14 protein-coding genes and 1 riboswitch are annotated in these 17,919 nt (G+C 47.3%); of the genes, 9 read left to right on the top strand and 5 right to left on the bottom strand.

From position 1 onward, the window contains the following. Positions 1–116: 116 nt before the first annotated feature. Entirely contained in the window at positions 117–1,031 is a 915-nt protein-coding gene (locus KNQ15_RS10845) for a ketopantoate reductase family protein (protein WP_214729360.1), read from the bottom strand. A gap of 182 nt (positions 1,032–1,213) precedes the next feature. On the opposite strand from KNQ15_RS10845, the gene KNQ15_RS10840 reads away from it, so the two are divergent. The 6 genes from KNQ15_RS10840 (at position 1,214) to ahpF (ending at position 8,585) form a co-directional block, all read left to right on the top strand. Then, positions 1,214–1,930, top strand: a complete 717-nt coding sequence (locus tag KNQ15_RS10840; protein ID WP_214729358.1) for a GntR family transcriptional regulator — start codon at positions 1,214–1,216, stop codon at positions 1,928–1,930. Further along, positions 1,923–3,464 carry a gluconokinase gene (gene gntK / locus KNQ15_RS10835; RefSeq protein WP_214729356.1) on the top strand — a complete coding sequence of 514 codons (1,542 nt, stop codon included), beginning with the start codon at positions 1,923–1,925 and terminating at the stop codon, positions 3,462–3,464. Before KNQ15_RS10840 ends, gntK begins: the two co-directional genes overlap by 8 nt. Positions 3,465–3,488: 24 nt before the next feature. Beyond that, positions 3,489–4,835 carry a GntP family permease gene (locus KNQ15_RS10830; RefSeq protein ID WP_035411791.1) on the top strand — a complete coding sequence of 449 codons (1,347 nt, stop codon included), beginning with the start codon at positions 3,489–3,491 and terminating at the stop codon, positions 4,833–4,835. A gap of 20 nt (positions 4,836–4,855) precedes the next feature. Beyond that, on the top strand, positions 4,856–6,256 hold the full coding sequence (gene gnd, locus KNQ15_RS10825; RefSeq protein WP_149428067.1) for a decarboxylating NADP(+)-dependent phosphogluconate dehydrogenase: 1,401 nt from the start codon (positions 4,856–4,858) through the stop codon (positions 6,254–6,256). A 221-nt stretch (positions 6,257–6,477) separates the two neighbouring features. Continuing rightward, positions 6,478–7,041 carry an alkyl hydroperoxide reductase subunit C gene (gene ahpC / locus KNQ15_RS10820; protein ID WP_023469815.1) on the top strand — a complete coding sequence of 188 codons (564 nt, stop codon included), beginning with the start codon at positions 6,478–6,480 and terminating at the stop codon, positions 7,039–7,041. Between the two features lie 14 nt (positions 7,042–7,055). After that, positions 7,056–8,585: an alkyl hydroperoxide reductase subunit F gene (gene ahpF / locus KNQ15_RS10815; RefSeq protein WP_214729354.1), complete on the top strand. Its 1,530-nt coding sequence runs from the start codon at positions 7,056–7,058 to the stop codon at positions 8,583–8,585. Positions 8,586–8,628: 43 nt separating this feature from the next. Here ahpF and KNQ15_RS10810 read toward each other — a convergent pair whose 3' ends face one another. Then, positions 8,629–9,198 (bottom strand): hypothetical protein, encoded by a 570-nt coding sequence (locus KNQ15_RS10810; RefSeq protein WP_023469817.1) that lies wholly within the window; start codon positions 9,196–9,198, stop codon positions 8,629–8,631. Between the two features lie 250 nt (positions 9,199–9,448). Here KNQ15_RS10810 and KNQ15_RS10805 point away from each other — a divergent pair, with 250 nt between their 5' ends. Beyond that, positions 9,449–9,991 (top strand): ECF transporter S component, encoded by a 543-nt coding sequence (locus KNQ15_RS10805; protein ID WP_069940113.1) that lies wholly within the window; start codon positions 9,449–9,451, stop codon positions 9,989–9,991. A 45-nt stretch (positions 9,992–10,036) separates the two neighbouring features. On the opposite strand, the gene KNQ15_RS10800 is transcribed toward KNQ15_RS10805, so the two are convergent. Continuing rightward, positions 10,037–11,530 (bottom strand): malate:quinone oxidoreductase, encoded by a 1,494-nt coding sequence (locus KNQ15_RS10800; RefSeq protein ID WP_214729352.1) that lies wholly within the window; start codon positions 11,528–11,530, stop codon positions 10,037–10,039. Between the two features lie 244 nt (positions 11,531–11,774). Here KNQ15_RS10800 and KNQ15_RS10795 point away from each other — a divergent pair, with 244 nt between their 5' ends. Beyond that, entirely contained in the window at positions 11,775–13,304 is a 1,530-nt protein-coding gene (locus tag KNQ15_RS10795; protein ID WP_214729350.1) for a cryptochrome/photolyase family protein, read from the top strand. A gap of 40 nt (positions 13,305–13,344) precedes the next feature. On the opposite strand, the gene KNQ15_RS10790 is transcribed toward KNQ15_RS10795, so the two are convergent. Next, positions 13,345–14,712 (bottom strand): amino acid permease, encoded by a 1,368-nt coding sequence (locus KNQ15_RS10790; protein ID WP_214729348.1) that lies wholly within the window; start codon positions 14,710–14,712, stop codon positions 13,345–13,347. Positions 14,713–14,872: 160 nt separating this feature from the next. After that, positions 14,873–14,950, bottom strand: a riboswitch (glycine riboswitch). 181 nt (positions 14,951–15,131) lie between these two features. Next, complete coding sequence (locus tag KNQ15_RS10785) at positions 15,132–16,448, bottom strand: calcium-binding protein (RefSeq protein ID WP_214729346.1); 1,317 nt, start codon at positions 16,446–16,448, stop codon at positions 15,132–15,134. A 247-nt stretch (positions 16,449–16,695) separates the two neighbouring features. Between KNQ15_RS10785 and KNQ15_RS10780 the strand changes: the two genes are divergently transcribed. Then, positions 16,696–17,919 carry an MFS transporter gene (locus KNQ15_RS10780; RefSeq protein ID WP_214729344.1) on the top strand — a complete coding sequence of 408 codons (1,224 nt, stop codon included), beginning with the start codon at positions 16,696–16,698 and terminating at the stop codon, positions 17,917–17,919.

Genomic DNA, 17,919 nt, shown 5'->3' with positions numbered 1-17,919 from the left:
TACGATACCGGGGTTTTCGCTTTTTTTCTATGTTCGATTTAAAATCCGATGGATTTTATGTGTCAACCACACCTTATGGTGATGAGCCATAATTTTTCTAAAATAGAAAAATGTAACTATTTAATCGTTTTGAGATACATGCGCAGATTCGCTTCGACTAATTTCAAGGCATTCATCTGATCAGTCGTAGAAGGCTTCAATAACGCACTGAAAAAATGTTCCACTTCGACGGGCTGACCCTTTTCCATGTCCCGTAACATCGACGATTTCATCGTGTTTTCCATTCCATGCATCTGTTTCAACAGCACCGCTTCTACATCGTCATTAAAGACTGCGCCTTGTTCTTCCATCGCCTGTTTCGCTTCCTTCATGACGTCTAGGATCATTTGACGCCCGACAGCTTCTTGCCGAATCGGACCAATAGCTGAGCGAAATAGCGTCGTCACGCCGGCGAATGTCGAAATGAAGAGATACTTTTGCCACATGTCATCCTTGATATGCATCGAGTACGTCATTGGTGCCTTCGCTTTCGCAAAACACGCTGCGATCTCCTCTAGACGCGCTGTTGGTTTACCGGTTCGTGAACCAAACAACAGCCGATGGGACGGGCTTGTCTGTAAAATGCGCCCTTCTGCATCAAGCGTCGACTCAATGAAGCAAAGACCTCCTAGTACTCGATCTTCTCCAAAGACTTCTGTTAACCGTCGTATGTGTTGCATGCCGTTCAACAAAGGAATGATGTACGTCTCGCTCGAAACGAATGGCGCAAGGTCCTGTAGGACGTCATCTAAGTGATAGGCTTTCGTCGAAAGCAAGATGACATCAAATGCACGATCCGGTCGCATGTCTCGTGTTATCAACTGAGGTGTAATCGCGATATCACCATGAGGACTAGTGATGTGTAGTCCTGTTTTTTGTAGTTGTTCATATCGATTCGGACGGACAAGGAAGGTCACCTGTTCTCCTTGCTCAGCAAGACGACCTCCGAAATATCCTCCAACTGCCCCTGCACCTACAACTAACATGTTCATATGTACTACCTCCTCCTTACCCGTTCTGTGCGTTGCTTACTCCTTCACCCTAACATATTTGGAACCGTTTTCCTGATTTCTGCGTGGATTGATTTGTTTTAAGTTAAGCGTTTGCATTTTAGAAAAAAACGTATATACTAACTTGTATACAAGTATACTCACTTTAGAAATCAGGTGATTCCATGTCAGAACTGTTATACCCCTTGAAGTGGTTAGCAAAAGCTTCCGCCGGAGATCGTGTCGCGCACGAACTACGAATGCGGATCATTTCAGGAAAAATTGAAAGCGGTACCATTTTATCCGAAAACAAAATAGCCTCTGATTTTTCAGTCAGTCGCTCACCTGTCCGTGACGCGTTAAAGGTCCTTGCAGCCGAACAGTTGATTCGTCTCGAACGAATGGGGGCGGTCGTCGTCGGTTTATCCGAGCGCGACATTCAAGAAATCTATGATGTCCGGCTACTTATCGAAACGTTCGTCTTCGAACGACTCGTCAAAATCGAACGGGCAGAACTCGTCCGGGAACTCAGTAAGATTCTCGAAATGATGAAGGTTGCCATCAAATACAAGGATGCCGATGAATTCTCCTTCCAGGATGTACTGTTTCATGAAACAATCATCCGCTCGATCGATCATGGATATGTCAGCATGATTTGGCAAAATCTCAAACCAGTCATGGAAAGTTTCATCCTCCTATCGATGCGGGTACGATTCGAGGAAGACATCGAAGACTTTGAACGCATCCTCGCGAACCATGCCTTGTATATCGAAGCGATCGAGACAGGAGATCGTGAACGGATGGTTGCTTCCTTACATCAGAACTTTGATGATGTTCAGGAAGTCGAAGATCTCTGGAAAACGCAACAAATGATGTCGAAAGGAGTCGATTCACATGACTGAATACATGTTAGGCGTCGATATCGGAACGACGAGTACGAAAGCAGTCTTATTTACGACAAAAGGAGAGGTCATCGGACAAACGAACGTCGGTTACCCACTCCACACACCGAACCGTTCGACGGCGGAACAGGATCCGGAAGAAATTTTTGATGCCGTACTCGAATCGATCCGATTGATCACAAAACGTCATCCGAGCATGCCACCGAAGTTCGTCGCGTTCAGTAGTGCCATGCACAGTTTGATTGCGATGGACGCACAACATCAACCGTTGACTGCCTGCATCACATGGGCGGACAGTCGGAGTGAAGCATGGTCGAACAAGATTAAGGAACAATATGGTCTCTCGATCTATCACCGGACCGGGACACCGATTCATCCGATGTCACCGCTTAGCAAAATCAGTTGGCTCGTCGAAGATCGTCCGGAGCTCCACGCTCAAACGAAAAAGTATGTCGGGATCAAGGAGTTCGTGTTCCAAAGACTGTTCGGAACATATGTCATCGACCACTCTCTCGCTTCAGCAACTGGTCTCTTTAATATTCATGAATTAGGTTGGGATACGGGCGCACTGCATGTCGCTGGTATCGATGCAAGCTATTTATCGGAACCCGTACCGACAACGACGTCATGTACCGGACTTAATACTGATTACGCACGACAAATGGGACTTTCCATCGATACGCCGTTCTTAGTCGGTGCCAGTGATGGTGTCCTCTCCAATTTAGGTGTTAACGCGATTCGCAAAGGGGAAATTGCGATCACGATCGGAACGAGCGGTGCCATCCGAACAATCATTGATCGTCCGCAGACCGATGAAAAGGGACGGACGTTCTGTTACGCGCTGACCGAGGACCACTGGGTCATCGGCGGACCCGTCAATAATGGTGGAATGGTCTTACGGTGGATCCGAGACGAACTCGCTTCAGCCGAAGTCGAGACAGCAAAACGCCTTGGCATCGATCCGTATGCTGTCCTGACGAAGATTGCCGAACGCGTCCGCCCGGGGTCCGACGGTCTGTTGTTCCATCCTTACTTGTCCGGTGAACGAGCACCGCTCTGGAATCCGGACGTCAGCGGTTCATTCTTCGGTTTGACGCTCTCACACAAAAAAGAGCATATGATCCGGGCAGCACTAGAAGGCGTCATCTACAATCTGTATACCGTCTTCCTCGCCCTCGTCGAATGCATGGATGGTCCTGTGACGCGGATTCAGGCAACCGGTGGATTTGCCCGGTCTGAAGTCTGGCGCCAAATGATGGCGGACATCTTTGAGTCGGAAGTCGTCATTCCGGAAAGTTTCGAAAGTTCATGTCTTGGCGCTTGTATTCTCGGACTGTATGCGACAGGGGAAATCGATTCGTTCGAAGTCGTCTCCAAGATGATTGGGGAAACACATCGCCATGTACCAAATGAAGAAGCGATGCATGAATATCGTCAGCTTTTACCGATTTTCATTAGTCTAGCGCGGACATTATCCGAAGACCACAAACGAATCGCTACGTATCAACGGAGCTTGATTCAAGAGGAAAACTAACTTAATCTTTTGGGGGAAGTCATCATGCCTTTAGTCATCGTAGGAATTGGGATCGTCGCATTGCTCGTTCTCATCATGGGGTTAAAATTAAATACGTTCGTTTCACTCATCATCGTTTCCTTTGGCGTTGCACTATTACTCGGTATGCCGCTCGATCAGATCGTCAAGACGATCGAAGCCGGTATCGGAGGAACACTCGGTCACCTAGCTCTGATCTTTGGTCTTGGTGCGATGCTTGGAAAGCTAATCGCTGACGCCGGGGGGGCGCAGCGAATCGCGATGACGCTTGTCGCACGATTCGGGGAAAAGAACATCCAATGGGCGGTCGTCGTTGCTTCGTTCATCATCGGAATCGCACTCTTCTTCGAAGTCGGACTCGTTCTGTTGATTCCAATCGTCTTTGCGATTTCACGCCAGCTCCGCGTCTCGATCTTATATCTTGGGATCCCAATGGTCGCAGCACTGTCTGTCACGCACGGCTTCTTACCACCTCACCCAGGTCCGACCGTCATCGCCGGGGAGTATAAAGCCAATATCGGGGAAGTCTTATTGTATGGTTTCATCGTTGCTGTTCCGACAGTCATCATTGCTGGTCCTGTTTTTACGAAGATCGCGAAACGACTCGTACCTGAATCGTTTACACGCACAGGAAACATCGCGTCACTCGGGGAACAAAAAGAATTTGATTTAGACGAGACGCCAGGTTTCGGTATTAGTGTCTTCACTGCGATGCTACCGGTCCTCTTGATGTCGGTCGCAACGATCTTTACGCTTTTACAAGAAACACTCGGCTTGGGTGAGAGTAGCGTCATCTCGGCGATCGAGTTCATCGGGAACGCCTCGACGGCGATGTTGATTTCGTTACTCGTCGCGGTCTACACGATGGGGATCGCCCGTAAGATTCCGATGCAAACGGTCATGGAATCTTGTACGACGGCCATCGCCCAAATCGGGATGATGCTATTGATCATCGGTGGTGGCGGTGCCTTCAAACAAGTCTTGATTGACGGCGGCGTCGGTACATTCGTCGCACAATTATTTGAAGGATCGGCGTTATCTCCGATTCTGCTCGCTTGGTTGATCGCTGCGATTCTGCGAATCTCACTTGGTTCCGCGACAGTCGCTGCCCTTTCGACAGCAGGTCTCGTCATTCCGTTACTGGAGCAATCTGACGTCAACTTAGCGCTCGTCGTTCTCGCGACTGGTGCGGGTAGTCTAATCGCTTCACACGTCAATGATGCGGGCTTCTGGATGTTTAAAGAATATTTCGGTTTATCATTAAAAGAAACGTTTGCGACATGGACTGTGCTTGAGACGATCATTTCCGTTTGTGGACTTGGGTTCGTTCTTCTCCTCAGCCTCGTCGTCTAAGAAAAGGAGTCGTTCTACTTATGCAACATTCTATCGGAGTCATCGGGCTTGGCGTCATGGGACGCAACTTAGCACTGAATATGGCGAGTCATCAAGAAGAAGTCGCCATCTATAACTACACACGTGATTTAACGGACGATCTCGTCGCACACGATGAGGGATTACCACTTCATCCGTACTACGATATCGAAGCATTCGTACAGTCACTCGCCCGTCCGCGTAAAATCTTCATGATGGTCACGGCTGGTAGCGCGATTGATTCAGTCATCGAATCGTTGCTTCCGCATCTCGAAACAGGCGATATCATCATGGATGGTGGGAACTCTCACTTCCTCGATACAGAGCGTCGTTTCGACGAGTTACAACGTCACGGGATCGAATACATCGGTGTCGGTGTATCGGGTGGTGAAGTCGGTGCGCGGACCGGTCCTGCGATCATGCCGGGTGGATCGAAAGAAGCTTACGAACATGTCGCACCAATCTTGACAAAGATCGCTGCTCACGTCGAAGGTGATCCATGTTGTGTTTATATTGGTCCGAAGGGCGCTGGTCACTTCGTCAAGATGGTCCATAACGGAATCGAGTATGCGGACATGCAACTGATTGCTGAAGCGTATAGCTTCCTCCGTTTCCGTCTCGGACTCGACGTCACGGAAGTCGCGGACATCTTCGCTGAGTGGAACGCGGGTGAACTGAAAAGTTACCTGATTGAGATCACAGCGGACATTCTCCGAAAAACCGATGACGAGACAGGGCAACCGTTGATTGATGTCATTCTCGATCAAGCCGGTCAAAAAGGAACTGGAAAATGGACGAGCCTGCAAGCAATTGATAATGGGATCGCCTCTTCAATCATTACAGAAGCTCTGTTCGCGCGTTACCTTTCAGCTATTAAAGAAGAACGCGTCGCAGCGTCTACTGTCTTAAAGGGACCAGAAGACTTGTCGACGCTTGAGCGAGACGCGTGGGTCGAACGAATTCGTCAAGCGCTTTATATGGGGAAAGTTGCCGCATACGCGCAAGGCTTCACCCAGTACCGGACGTCGTCTGAGTTGTATGACTGGAACTTACGCCTTGAAGAGATCGCTTTGATTTTCCGTGGTGGATGTATCATCCGGGCCGACTTCTTGAACGTCATCAGTGAAGCGTTCAAAAATGATGCGAACCTCTCGAACTTGATGCTCGCCCCGTTCTTCGCTGAGAAAGTACAGGCGTATCAAGAATCGTTACGTCACGTCGTTGCCGAGGGTGCGTTATCTGGTTTTGCACTCCCATCTCTATCGACGTCACTGACGTATTACGATAGCTACCGGACAGCGAATTCGAATGCCAACATGTTGCAAGCACAACGCGATTATTTTGGTGCTCATACGTATGCCCGGACAGACCGCGAAGGGATCTTCCACACGGACTGGCAATAAAGAAAACAGCTCCCGATTCCTGTTTCATTTAGGAGTCGGGATTTCTTTTTTTGCTCACACAATCTTTCCTGAAATAAGAAATTGCCGATTATACCTTGACAAAAGTGTTGGTCTATATGAAATTAGTATTAGATTAGAATTATTCTAGTGTGATAAATACAGATTGTTTGTATGCACTAGAACAGATTCTAAAAATAGAACCCTTGAGGAGGATTTTTATCATGTCTTTAATCGGAAGTGAAGTAAAACCATTCAGTGCATCAGCATTCCACAACGGAGAATTCGTTGACCTAACGGATGCTAACCTTCGCGGTAAATGGAGTGTCGTATGTTTCTACCCTGCAGACTTTACATTCGTTTGCCCGACAGAACTCGAAGATCTCCAAAACCAATACGAAACTCTCAAAGCGCTTGACGTTGAAGTTTACTCTGTCTCAACAGATACTCATTTCACACATAAAGCATGGCACGAAACATCAGAAACAATCGGTAAAATCGAGTACGTCATGATCGGTGACCCATCACACGTCATCTCACGTAACTTCGAAGTCTTGAACGAACAAGATGGTCTTGCTGACCGCGGTACGTTCATCATCGACCCAGACGGCGTCATCCAAACAGTTGAGATCAACGCAGGCGGTATCGGTCGCGATGCAAGCACGCTCGTCAACAAAATCAAAGCAGCACAATACGTACGTAACAATCCAGGCGAAGTCTGCCCAGCGAAATGGGAAGAAGGCTCTGCAACACTCACACCAAGCCTTGACCTCGTCGGAAAAATTTAAGGAGCGGATTCGCGATGGCTTTAGCACCAGACATTAAAGCACAACTCGCGCAATACCTCGAGCTTCTCGAAGGCGATCTCGTCCTAGCGATTAGCGCTGGGACAGACGCCGTCTCGCTTGAGATGAGCGCACTCGTCGAAGAGATCGCAAGCATGACACCACGCATCTCCGTCGAGCAGGCAAGCCTTCCCCGGACACCAAGTTTCACAGTCAACCGTGTCGGTGAGACAAGCGGCATCACGTTCGCGGGAATCCCACTCGGTCATGAGTTCACGTCCCTCGTTCTCGCTCTGCTACAAGTCAGCGGTCGAGCACCGAAGGTCGATGCGGAAGTCATCAAGCAGATTCAAGGCATTCAAGAAACGTACCACTTCGAGTCGTACATCAGCTTGAGCTGCCACAACTGCCCAGATGTCGTACAAGCATTGAACGTCATGAGCGTCCTCAACCCGAACATCAGTCACACGATGATTGATGGCGCGGCATTTAAGGAAGAAGTCGAACAAAAAGAGATCATGGCTGTTCCGACGGTCTTCGTCAACGGCGAAGCGTTTGGTAACGGACGGATGTCACTTGAAGAAATCTTGGCGAAGCTTGGCACAGGTGCCGATGCTTCTGATTTCGCTGATAAAGATCCATACGATGTCCTCGTCGTCGGTGGTGGTCCAGCTGGATCGAGTGCTGCCATCTATGCAGCCCGTAAAGGCATCCGGACAGGAATCGTCGCAGAACGCTTCGGTGGACAAGTCATGGATACGATGAGCATCGAAAACTTCATCAGCATGAAGTACACGGAAGGACCAAAACTCGTCGCAAGTCTTGAGGAGCACGTCAAGGAGTATGGCATCGACGTCATGAACCTGCAACGGGCAACTCGTCTTGAGAAGAAGGACCTCCTCGAGCTTGAGCTTGAGAACGGTGCTGTCTTGAAAACGAAGAGTTTGATCCTTTCAACAGGTGCACGCTGGCGTAACGTTGGTGTCCCAGGCGAACTCGAATTCAAGAACAAAGGCGTCGCCTACTGCCCACACTGTGATGGTCCGTTGTTCGAAGGAAAACGTGTCGCAGTCATCGGTGGCGGAAACTCAGGGATCGAAGCAGCCATCGATCTCGCGGGAATCGTTAAGCATGTCACGGTCCTTGAATTCGCACCGGAATTAAAAGCGGATGCTGTTCTTCAAGAACGCCTCGCTTCTCTTCCGAACGTCACGGTCGTCGTCAACGCACAGACGAAGGAAATCACAGGAACGGACAAAGTAAACGGTATCACGTACATGGAGCGCGAAACGAACGTCGAGCGTCACATTGAGCTCGAAGGCGTCTTCGTCCAGATCGGTCTCGTACCGAACACGGACTGGCTCGGTGAAACAGTGAACCGTAACAAGTTCGGTGAAGTCCAAGTCGATCGCCACGGCGCAACGAACGTACCAGGCGTTTTCGCTGCAGGAGACTGCACAGATAGCGCGTATAAACAGATCATCATCTCGATGGGATCTGGTGCAACAGCTGCACTCGGTGCTTTCGATCACTTGATCCGGAATTAATGAAAAAGAGCGGAACTCAAACGAGTTTCGCTCTTTTTCTGCCTCAATAGTAGATTTCACCGTACCATGAACAATGATATTCTTTCGTGATGTGATGTCTTGTTAAGATGCCTTGCTTCGCGTATGTACCACTGACCGTTACGACCATCGTTTGCAAAGCATCGATTGGAGTACCGGAGAATCCGGTTTGCGTCCACTTTCCACCATCGATCGCAAGAGACGTCATCGAAAAGACATCGGATAATCGTTGGCGTTTACTCTGTTCCAAGAGTTCCGTCTCGAAATTTCCGATGATCCGGACATCGTTTCCACGTTCCGTACGTTCAAGCGTTCGTTCACTATCCCACTCTAAGCTCGTTTGGACACGTAGCGGCTTCAACCGTTCGAGTGCCCGTTCTTGAAAACGTTCCGGCGAAACCCAGTCCTCGTCTGCGAATTGATTTGCTGCAAGCAACGTGACGTCCGCATTTTCATGTGTCCGATTTATGTTTTCCACGATTTTTTCATATGCTGCGTAATAACGTTGGTGTTGTGTCGTCTGGTCCTTTGCCTCCGATGTGACTGATGACAATGAAGCGAATAAAAAAACAGCTGTCGCAATCTGATATTTCACTGACTTCCCCTCCCTTTCGCTGTTCATTGTACGAAAAAAACGAGGAATAGATTCGAAAACGACAACCGTTTTATGGATTTTTCCATTCAAGAGTGTATCAATAGATCGTACTCTTATGGAATTAAGAACAGATCAAGATTTGTATTCAAAACTGACCCCTATAAATAATTCAAAGTTGACACTTTTGACTAGTTCAGTCATCTGATAGATTGAAGATATCTTAAAATCTATCATAAAGAAGGTTAGCCACATGCAAAAAGCAGCACCGTATTCTAGCACTCGTACCCGCCAGCTCGTCATCACTGCGATGTCAATCGCACTTGTTCTTGTTGCGACACTATTCATCAATATCAAACTACCGATCGCTTCAAGCGGCGGTCTCGTTCATATGGGAACAGCGATGCTCTTTCTCATCGCGATTTTATTCGGTCCACGAACAGCACTGATTGCCGGAGCAATCGGTATGGGATTATTTGATCTGATCAGTGGATGGACACTCTGGGCTCCATTTACAATCGTAGCTCGAGGACTCCAAGGATATATTGTCGGGCGTATCGCCTGGTCTTCGCGATACAAAGGAGACAACCCTGGCTTAAATATTTTTGCAATGATTGTTTCTGCTCCTGTCATGCTTGCTGTTTACTATGTTTGTGAAGGTATTCTTTACAGCAACTGGGTCGCACCAGTCGCTTCAATTCCAGGAAACATCACACAAAACGTCGTCGGAATCCTCGTTGCGATTCCAGTCGGGATTGCACTGAAGAAAACGCGTTTCTTCCGTAACTTCCGCTAAATCCAAAAAACCGTCCGGCTCCTCGTAGAGTCGGACGGTTTTCGTTTAGCGAATCGGTTGACCTTGTTCGAGTTCGAGCGTTTTTGCTGTTTCGGCATGGATCTGTTCGAACAATTCCGGATGTTCAACGAGTGAGATCCCGTAAGACGGAATCATCTCCTTGATTTTTGCTTCCCACGTCGGTAGTTCGGACGGAAAACATTTCGCGAGTACTTCGAGCATGACCGGTACCGCTGTTGAGGCACCTGGAGACGCCCCGAGTAAGGCAGCGACAGATCCGTCGGCTGCACTGACGACCTCTGTCCCGAACTGGAGTGTCCCTTTTCCTTGCGGTGTATCCTTGATGACTTGAACACGTTGACCAGCGACGACGACATCCCAGTCTTCCGTCTTCGCATTCGGGATGAACTCTCGTAATTCGTTCATCCGTTGTTCCGTCGACAAGAGGACTTGTTCGATCAGATACTTCGTCAATCCCATCTCTTTTGCTCCCGCAGCAAGCATCGTCAAGACGTTGTTCGGTTTGACGGACGCGATCAAATCAAGATTCGATCCTGTCTTAAGGAACTTCGGTGAAAAGCCAGCGAATGGTCCGAAGAGGAGCGATTTCTTTCCATCGATGTACCGTGTATCCAAGTGCGGTACCGACATCGGCGGTGCTCCGACTTTTGCTTTTCCGTAGACTTTCGCATGGTGTTGTTCGATGATTTCAGGATTTTTACAGACAAGGAACAAGCCACTGACCGGGAAACCACCGATCTGCTTCGATTCCTCGATGCCTGTTTTTTGAAGCAACGGTAGACTACCGCCACCCCCCCCGATGAAGACGAACTGCGCCGTATGATGCTCGATTCGGTGATCGCGCTCATTCTTCACTTTGACTTCCCAACCACCGTCAACACGCTTCAAATCCTCGACGCCATGCTGGTAGTTGATTGTAACATCGTGCTGTGCGAGATATTCAAACAGGATTCGTGTCAACGCACCAAAGTTGACGTCCGTTCCTGAATCGATTTTTGTCGCAGCGATCGGCTCTGGTGACGTCCGACCGTTCATGATGAGTGGAATCCACTCGGCTAATTTCGCTGGATCCTCTGAATATTCCATTCCCGCAAACAACGGATTTGCTGATAGCGCTTCCAATCGTTTTTTCAGAAATTCGACGTTTTCTGTTCCTTCAACCATGCTCATATGTGGAATCGGCATGATGAATTCTTTCGGATTCGGCAAGACACCTTCCTTGACGAGATGCGACCAGAATTGACGTGACAGTTGGAACTGTTCATTTACTTTGACCGCTTTACTGATATCGATCGAACCATCGGCGTTTTCCGTCGTATAGTTTAGTTCGCATAGTGCGGCGTGACCTGTTCCTGCATTGTTCCACTCATTCGAGCTCTCTTCCCCGGCACTCGCGAGTTTCTCGAATACCTTGATGTTCATCTCAGGCGCGAGTTCTTTTAACAAGACCCCTAACGTCGCGCTCATGACTCCGGCACCAATTAAAATAACGTCTGTTTTTTTAGGCATACTGCTCATGATATCCTTCCTATCCCCGTTGATATTATGGACTACCTGTCATGAAAAACTTCCCCCTCATGACGACAACTTACCTTTCCATTATAACCCTATCATAGCTTGCACAGAAAGGAACTTCTTTTACATTCAGAAATGTGTAAAAGCGATGATTCAGGTAAGTTGATTTTCGTCAGCCGGCACACAATCAGGCATGACTTTGACGAAAAACGGTAATCATATAACGAAAGTAAAAGGAGGAACGCTCATGGCGACACGCTGGATATTCGGAAATCAATTGAATCACGATCTCCCCTTATTGCAGGAAGCAAACAAACAAAACGACGTCATCCTGATGGTCGAAGCGACTTCGCGCTCCAAGTGGAAGACGTACCATAAACAAAAGCTCGTCCTCGTCTTCTCAGCGATGCGACATTTTGCGGAAGAACTGCGCGAAAAAGGCTTCACCGTCGATTACCGGGAAGCCGATTCGTTTGATCAGGCATTCAAGGCACATCAGAAAGATCATGATCCGGATCATGTATTCTATACGGCAATCACGGACGAACCGATGCGCAAGGCGATGCAGAAATGGCAGGACGCTTTACCGAAGAAGATCACGGTCGAAGTCTGTTCCGACGTACCATTGTTTTTACTGACACAAGAAGAAGCGGTCGAAGCAATCGGAGACAAGCCATACAAGATGGATCGGTTTTATCGCAAACTGCGTAAGGAACGAAACGTTCTCATGAACGGCTCCAAACCGATTGGTGGAAAGTGGTCTTTTGACGCCGAGAACCGAAAACCAGCGAAGTCCGGTATAACGTTTCCGGATCCCGTTCAGTTTCGTCCCGATCGCATCACAAAGGACGTCATCGACAAGGTCGAGCGTGATTTTTCCAATCATCCGGGAGCACTTGATTCCTTCCATTGGCCGGTCACGCGCAAGGAAGCGACGCGGGCTCTCCATCGTTTCATCGAAGAACGACTCGAGACGTTCGGAACGTATCAAGACGCCATGCTGACCGGTGAAGATACGCTATCGCATTCGCTCTTGTCAGCAGCAATCAATCTTGGTCTATTGACACCGAAAGAGGTCATTCGTCAAGTCGAGGCAGCCCTCGAAGATCAAGATGCTCCGCTCAATGCGGTCGAAGGTTTTATTCGACAAATCCTCGGCTGGCGCGAGTACATGCGTGCCGTCTACCTAGCCGAGATGCCAGACTATGCTTCCGTCAATGCGCTACGTCATGAAGCGAATTTACCGGACTTTTTCTGGACCGGGAAGACGAACATGAACTGTGTCGCTGAATCGTTACGTCCCGTCGTCGAGCATGCCCATAATCACCATATCCAGCGCTTGATGGTGCTCGGAAACTTCGCTAATCTGTTTGCGATCTCGCCGCAACAGACGGCAGATTGGTTCAAAGAGATGTACATCGATGCCTATGACTGGGTCGTCTTACCGAACGTCCTCGGGATGGCGCTTCATGCCGACGGAGGAACATTATCGACTAAACCGTACATCGCTTCGGCAAATTACATCCATAAGATGAGTGATTATTGCAAGGGATGTCCTTTTCATCAAAAAGACATGCTCGGAGAGGATGCCTGTCCGTTTAACGCCTTGTACTGGGACTTCATCGACCGGCACGAAAAACGCTTCGCTGATAATCAGCGGATGTCGATGATGTATCGGCAATGGGGAAAACGCGATGCGGACAGCAAACGTGATATTCGAAAGAAAGCGAAAGCACTTCGGAAACAACTACAGGATGGCGCTTTCGATACACCATGAAACAAGCCGCTCGGATTAGATCCGGCCGGCTTGTTTTGAATTACGCACTTTTTTGGTCAACTGCTTGTTGTTTCTTTTTTCGGAGATGATACAGTCCGAATAGTCCGAGGAACCAGACCGGTGTCAGCAACAAGGCTGGACGTGTATCATCAGCAAATAGCATGACGACGAGAATGACTGCAAACAATCCGAGCACGAGGTAATTGACGAATGGTGTCAATGGTGCTTTGAATGTCGACGCTGCATGCAATTCCGGATTTTGTTTCTTGTACCGGAGATGACAGACGAGGATGACACCCCAAACCCAGATGAAGCAGATCGCACTGATCGTCGTGACGATACTAAATGCTTGTCCTGGTAACAGTTTACTGAGCAAAGCACCAACTGAGACGACGATCGTCGAGACGAACAAGGCGTTTGCTGGGACATGGTTTTTGTTCAACTTCGAGAACTTGTTCGACGCTTGCTTTTGATTTCCCAGGTTATACAGAATCCGGCTCGTCGAGAACATTCCGCTATTACACGCAGAAGCAGCAGACGTCAGTACGACGAAGTTGATGATTCCCGCTGCGAGTGGAATCCCGATCAGACTGAACGTCTTGACGAACGGACTTTCTGTCGCACTTAATCCTGTCCATGGGTTGATCATCAAGAGGACGAGTAAAGCACCGACATAGAAGAATAAGATCCGAAGCGGAATCTTATTGATCGCGGACGGAATGTTCTTTTTTGGATCCGCAGTTTCTGCTGCTGACACCCCAACGAGCTCGACGCCGACATAGGCGAAGACGACCATTTGGAACGATAGCAGGAATCCGGTAATTCCGTTTGGCATCCAGCCATCATGTGACCAAAGGTTCGACACGGTCACGGGACCAGCGTCTGTTTCAAAACCAATCGCGAGCAAGACGATTCCGACACCGATCAAGGCGAGGATCGTCACGACCTTGATCAAGGCGAACCAAAACTCGAGTTCTCCGAACAATTTAACGGTCAATAAGTTAAAACCAAGTAAAATCAAGAGCGCAAGAACGGCTGGAATCCATTGCGGGATATCAAACCAATACTTGACGTACAGACCGACGGCGATGATGTCCGCCATTGCCGTCATGATCCAACAGAACCAGTACGTCCAACCGGTCACGAACGCGGCACGTGGTCCGAGATAATCTTCTGCGATATCCGTGAGTGACTGATAGCCTGCTTTTGACAATAACAATTCCCCAAGTGCGCGCATGACGAAGAAGATTGCGATCCCGACGAGTAAGTAGGCAAAAATGATTGATGGGCCGGCGAGTTGGATCGCTTTTCCTGATCCTAAAAACAACCCTGTTCCGATCGTTCCACCAATGGCAATCAACTGTACATGACGATTCGATAAATCCCGCTTTAATCCTTGCTGTTCCAAACCTGAACTCCTCCTTATGATGGCTTCTCTACGCTTCAGACCGTTCTGTCGGTCCTGAAAAAGAAAAAAAGAGACTGGACGAATGTCCAATCTCAACAAAATCAAAGGAATAACCCATACACGCCACTACGACATTCCATGAATGCCCGTCGCTGCATGTGATTACTCTTCTGTCCGTTTGCCTGAGATTGTGAACCCTTCGGCGCCGTGTCAACACGGTCTCTCCAGAAGCTGCTCCTGCCATAGTGTGACCCATGACAATCATAGCTTTCTCTTTATTTGATTATCCGATGCGTCGCTGCATCGATGAATTGTTTCTAATTCTAGTAATCTCGACAGCGTTTGTCAAATTAATTTTGATATTAATTTTAAAGAATCAACTCTAAAATTAATTGTATCCGCTTACTTATTTTTTATAATTATTGGATGACTAAGTTAACTTTTTTAGACCATTTCCCTTCAAATTCTCTAGAAATCTTCATCCCATAAATCTTCCCGCTTAATCGAATATCGTAGTCGTCACCTTCTAATACGTTCACTTTTTGATCCTGATTTGCCTGTGTTGTGAACGGTGGAATTGATAAATTATAATAACTTTCCTTATCCCATGATGAAGGAATTTGACGTTGACCACCAGTAACATAACCTGAATTCAATCCGGCTATTCTTTTTCCAGCAGCATTTTTCACACTAATTGTTGCTTCAATAACATCAGGTAATGTGATCGAAAAATCAGGCATATTTTTTACAATTTCAAGACTGAACATATTTCCACTTAAACTGACATTTGACGCACAATCCGGATTCTCTCCAGGGTAGTCTGTATATCCACTCTCAAATAGTTTTCCAACTTGCCAGTTATAATATTTTCCGGTAAATGCATCAAATTCAAAGTGACCATTTTTATCAATCAAGCCTGACGCAGCAGGCTCTTCCCCAATGAGACTGTTCATAAAGAAGTAGCAACCTTTCAAGTCACTGTTATGAATGGTTCCTTTTACACGAACTACTAAATCACCTAGGTCTTTTAGCAACTGGCAACTCGAACTCTCACTATCTTCTTGATCCAAGTAACATGTATTACTACCTTGTCCTCCATCAATGTGATCGTCGCCTTGATTACCTTTCAAAATATCGCTACCTTCTTTTCCAACGATTTCGTCATTCCCTTTATTACCTTCGATTTTATCGTTTCCAGCGAGTCCAACGAGCGTATTTTTCCGATCGTTCCCTTGGATTTTATCGTTTCCTGTCCCGCCAGTTAAGTTTTCAATATCACTACTAATTAAATCCTTTTCGTTTTTTTCTCCATCATCTTTTTTATTGTTTAAGCTAATATTCAAATCTTTTTTCTTATCGCTATATGAAACGGTATCGATTCCTTCGTTCCCTTTAAAATAATCTGATCCACTTTCCCCTTTGAGTGTATCGTTTCCTGTTCCTCCATATAGCTTATCGTCTCCTGAACCCGCAACAATTGAATCATCACCACTTCCACCATCAATTGTATCGTTTCCTCCAAGACCTTGAATTTTATCATTTCCGCCTAAACCACAAATTACATCAGATTTGTTAGTGCCTTTTAAAGTATCGTTTCCTTTTGTACCGATAATCGTACAGTTTTTCCCATCGCTTGCTTTTAAATTTTTTGTACTCGCTGTTACTAAATTTTCATTTGCAACAAGTACTAAAATTGTAAGCAATAACCCCGTTATAATCGTTTTAGCTAATCTCATTCTTACTTCCCCTATCCAACAAAATTATTTGTGCATATCTTTATCGGTAAATTATGCAAGACTATTAACTAATTATGTAACTTATTAGTTTTTGTATATTCTCTTTTATTCTATTTTCTTATACTCACTATAAGAACTATCTATTTTACTTCCCTTCGGAACGGCTTTATATTGAATGAATTGATAATAAAGTTAAGTAGTTTTCGATTCATGTATGAAGCGGAACTTCAGAAAAGAAGGGATTTTTATGTCTACCACAAAAAAAGGCTATTTCATGATGATCGTCCTCTGGTTCGCCTATGCGACCTTCGCCATGAACTGGGTCGCGGGTTCGTCGTTGACACCACAAATCACGGCGCATTTCTTCGGCAATCAGACCGTTGACCCCCTCATCTCACAACTCGTCAACTATTCGATCACGACGGCACGTGTTTTCGCGAACATTCTCGCTGCGCTCATCTTGATGAAGCTCGGTCCGAAAAAAGCACCGTTACTCGCATTGTTGTTCCTGATGATGTCGATCGTCGCCATCTATCTACCGAACTACTGGGCGTATACAGTCGCTCGCATGGTCATGGGACTCGGTGGTTCGATGGTCATCGTCTATATGAATCCGGTCGTGACACGTTACGTCCAGGATCCGGCTGAAAAATTACGGATCAACGCTTTCAATACCGTATCGTATAACGTAGGTGCATTCGTCGTGTCACTCTTGTTCACCTTGTTCGCTGATCAATTCGTCAGTGACTGGAAACTGACATTGACAATCTTCGCGAGTCTGACAGCAATCCTCTTCTTCGCATGGTGGATCGGCAGTGAATCGTTCGAGTTGAACGATGCTGCGGACGCGGACGAAACGCCTTACGGTTACGGAGATGCTGTCCGCGATCCGTTCCTCTGGAGATATGCGGTTGCCTTCGGCGGTTTCTTGACGCTCTATATCTTATCGCTCGTTGGCTTGAAACCTGTGTTCGATACGTATACGCAATTGAACGGTTCGCTCGTCAACCTGTTGGTCTCAGGTGCCGGAATCGTCGGAACGTTCGTCGGTCTACGGATCGGTAACAAAGGAACACCTCGTAAACCGATTCTGTTGATCAGCGGGACGATCATGATCGCGAGTTTCCTCGTCACCGTCTTGTTCGGAAACATCTCGCCACTCGTTTCATATGTCTTTGCGTTCATTTCCGGATTTGCGATGTACATCCAGTATCCAATCTTCATGAACTTGGCACACGAACGAAAAGGAATGACACCGCAAAAGATCACCGTTTTATTCGGCCTCTTCTGGGCAATCGCTTATGCGACGCAGACGATCTTTACGATCATTTGGAGTTACGCACTCGGACATGCGGGATATACGGTCTCAATGATCGTCTTCTTCCTCTGCTGTTCCGTGTATCTGTTCTTCACGTTCTTCTTACCAGAAACAAAACCAAAACGGACGGATACACTTCAAAAATCCGCTTAA

Source organism: Exiguobacterium sp. s168 (assembly GCF_018619035.1).
GTDB lineage: Bacteria > Bacillota > Bacilli > Exiguobacteriales > Exiguobacteriaceae > Exiguobacterium_A > Exiguobacterium_A acetylicum.
Note: the sequence above shows the minus strand (reverse complement) of the source record. Positions and strands in the feature narration are given on the sequence as shown.

Coding starts and splice junctions, on each gene's coding strand:
- KNQ15_RS10845 (WP_214729360.1), bottom strand. CDS start 1,031: ATGAACATGTTAGTTGTAGGTGCAGGGGCAGTTGGAGGATATTTCGGA.
- KNQ15_RS10840 (WP_214729358.1), top strand. CDS start 1,214: ATGTCAGAACTGTTATACCCCTTGAAGTGGTTAGCAAAAGCTTCCGCC.
- gntK (WP_214729356.1), top strand. CDS start 1,923: ATGACTGAATACATGTTAGGCGTCGATATCGGAACGACGAGTACGAAA.
- KNQ15_RS10830 (WP_035411791.1), top strand. CDS start 3,489: ATGCCTTTAGTCATCGTAGGAATTGGGATCGTCGCATTGCTCGTTCTC.
- gnd (WP_149428067.1), top strand. CDS start 4,856: ATGCAACATTCTATCGGAGTCATCGGGCTTGGCGTCATGGGACGCAAC.
- ahpC (WP_023469815.1), top strand. CDS start 6,478: ATGTCTTTAATCGGAAGTGAAGTAAAACCATTCAGTGCATCAGCATTC.
- ahpF (WP_214729354.1), top strand. CDS start 7,056: ATGGCTTTAGCACCAGACATTAAAGCACAACTCGCGCAATACCTCGAG.
- KNQ15_RS10805 (WP_069940113.1), top strand. CDS start 9,449: ATGCAAAAAGCAGCACCGTATTCTAGCACTCGTACCCGCCAGCTCGTC.
- KNQ15_RS10800 (WP_214729352.1), bottom strand. CDS start 11,530: ATGAGCAGTATGCCTAAAAAAACAGACGTTATTTTAATTGGTGCCGGA.
- KNQ15_RS10795 (WP_214729350.1), top strand. CDS start 11,775: ATGGCGACACGCTGGATATTCGGAAATCAATTGAATCACGATCTCCCC.
- KNQ15_RS10785 (WP_214729346.1), bottom strand. CDS start 16,448: ATGAGATTAGCTAAAACGATTATAACGGGGTTATTGCTTACAATTTTA.
- KNQ15_RS10780 (WP_214729344.1), top strand. CDS start 16,696: ATGTCTACCACAAAAAAAGGCTATTTCATGATGATCGTCCTCTGGTTC.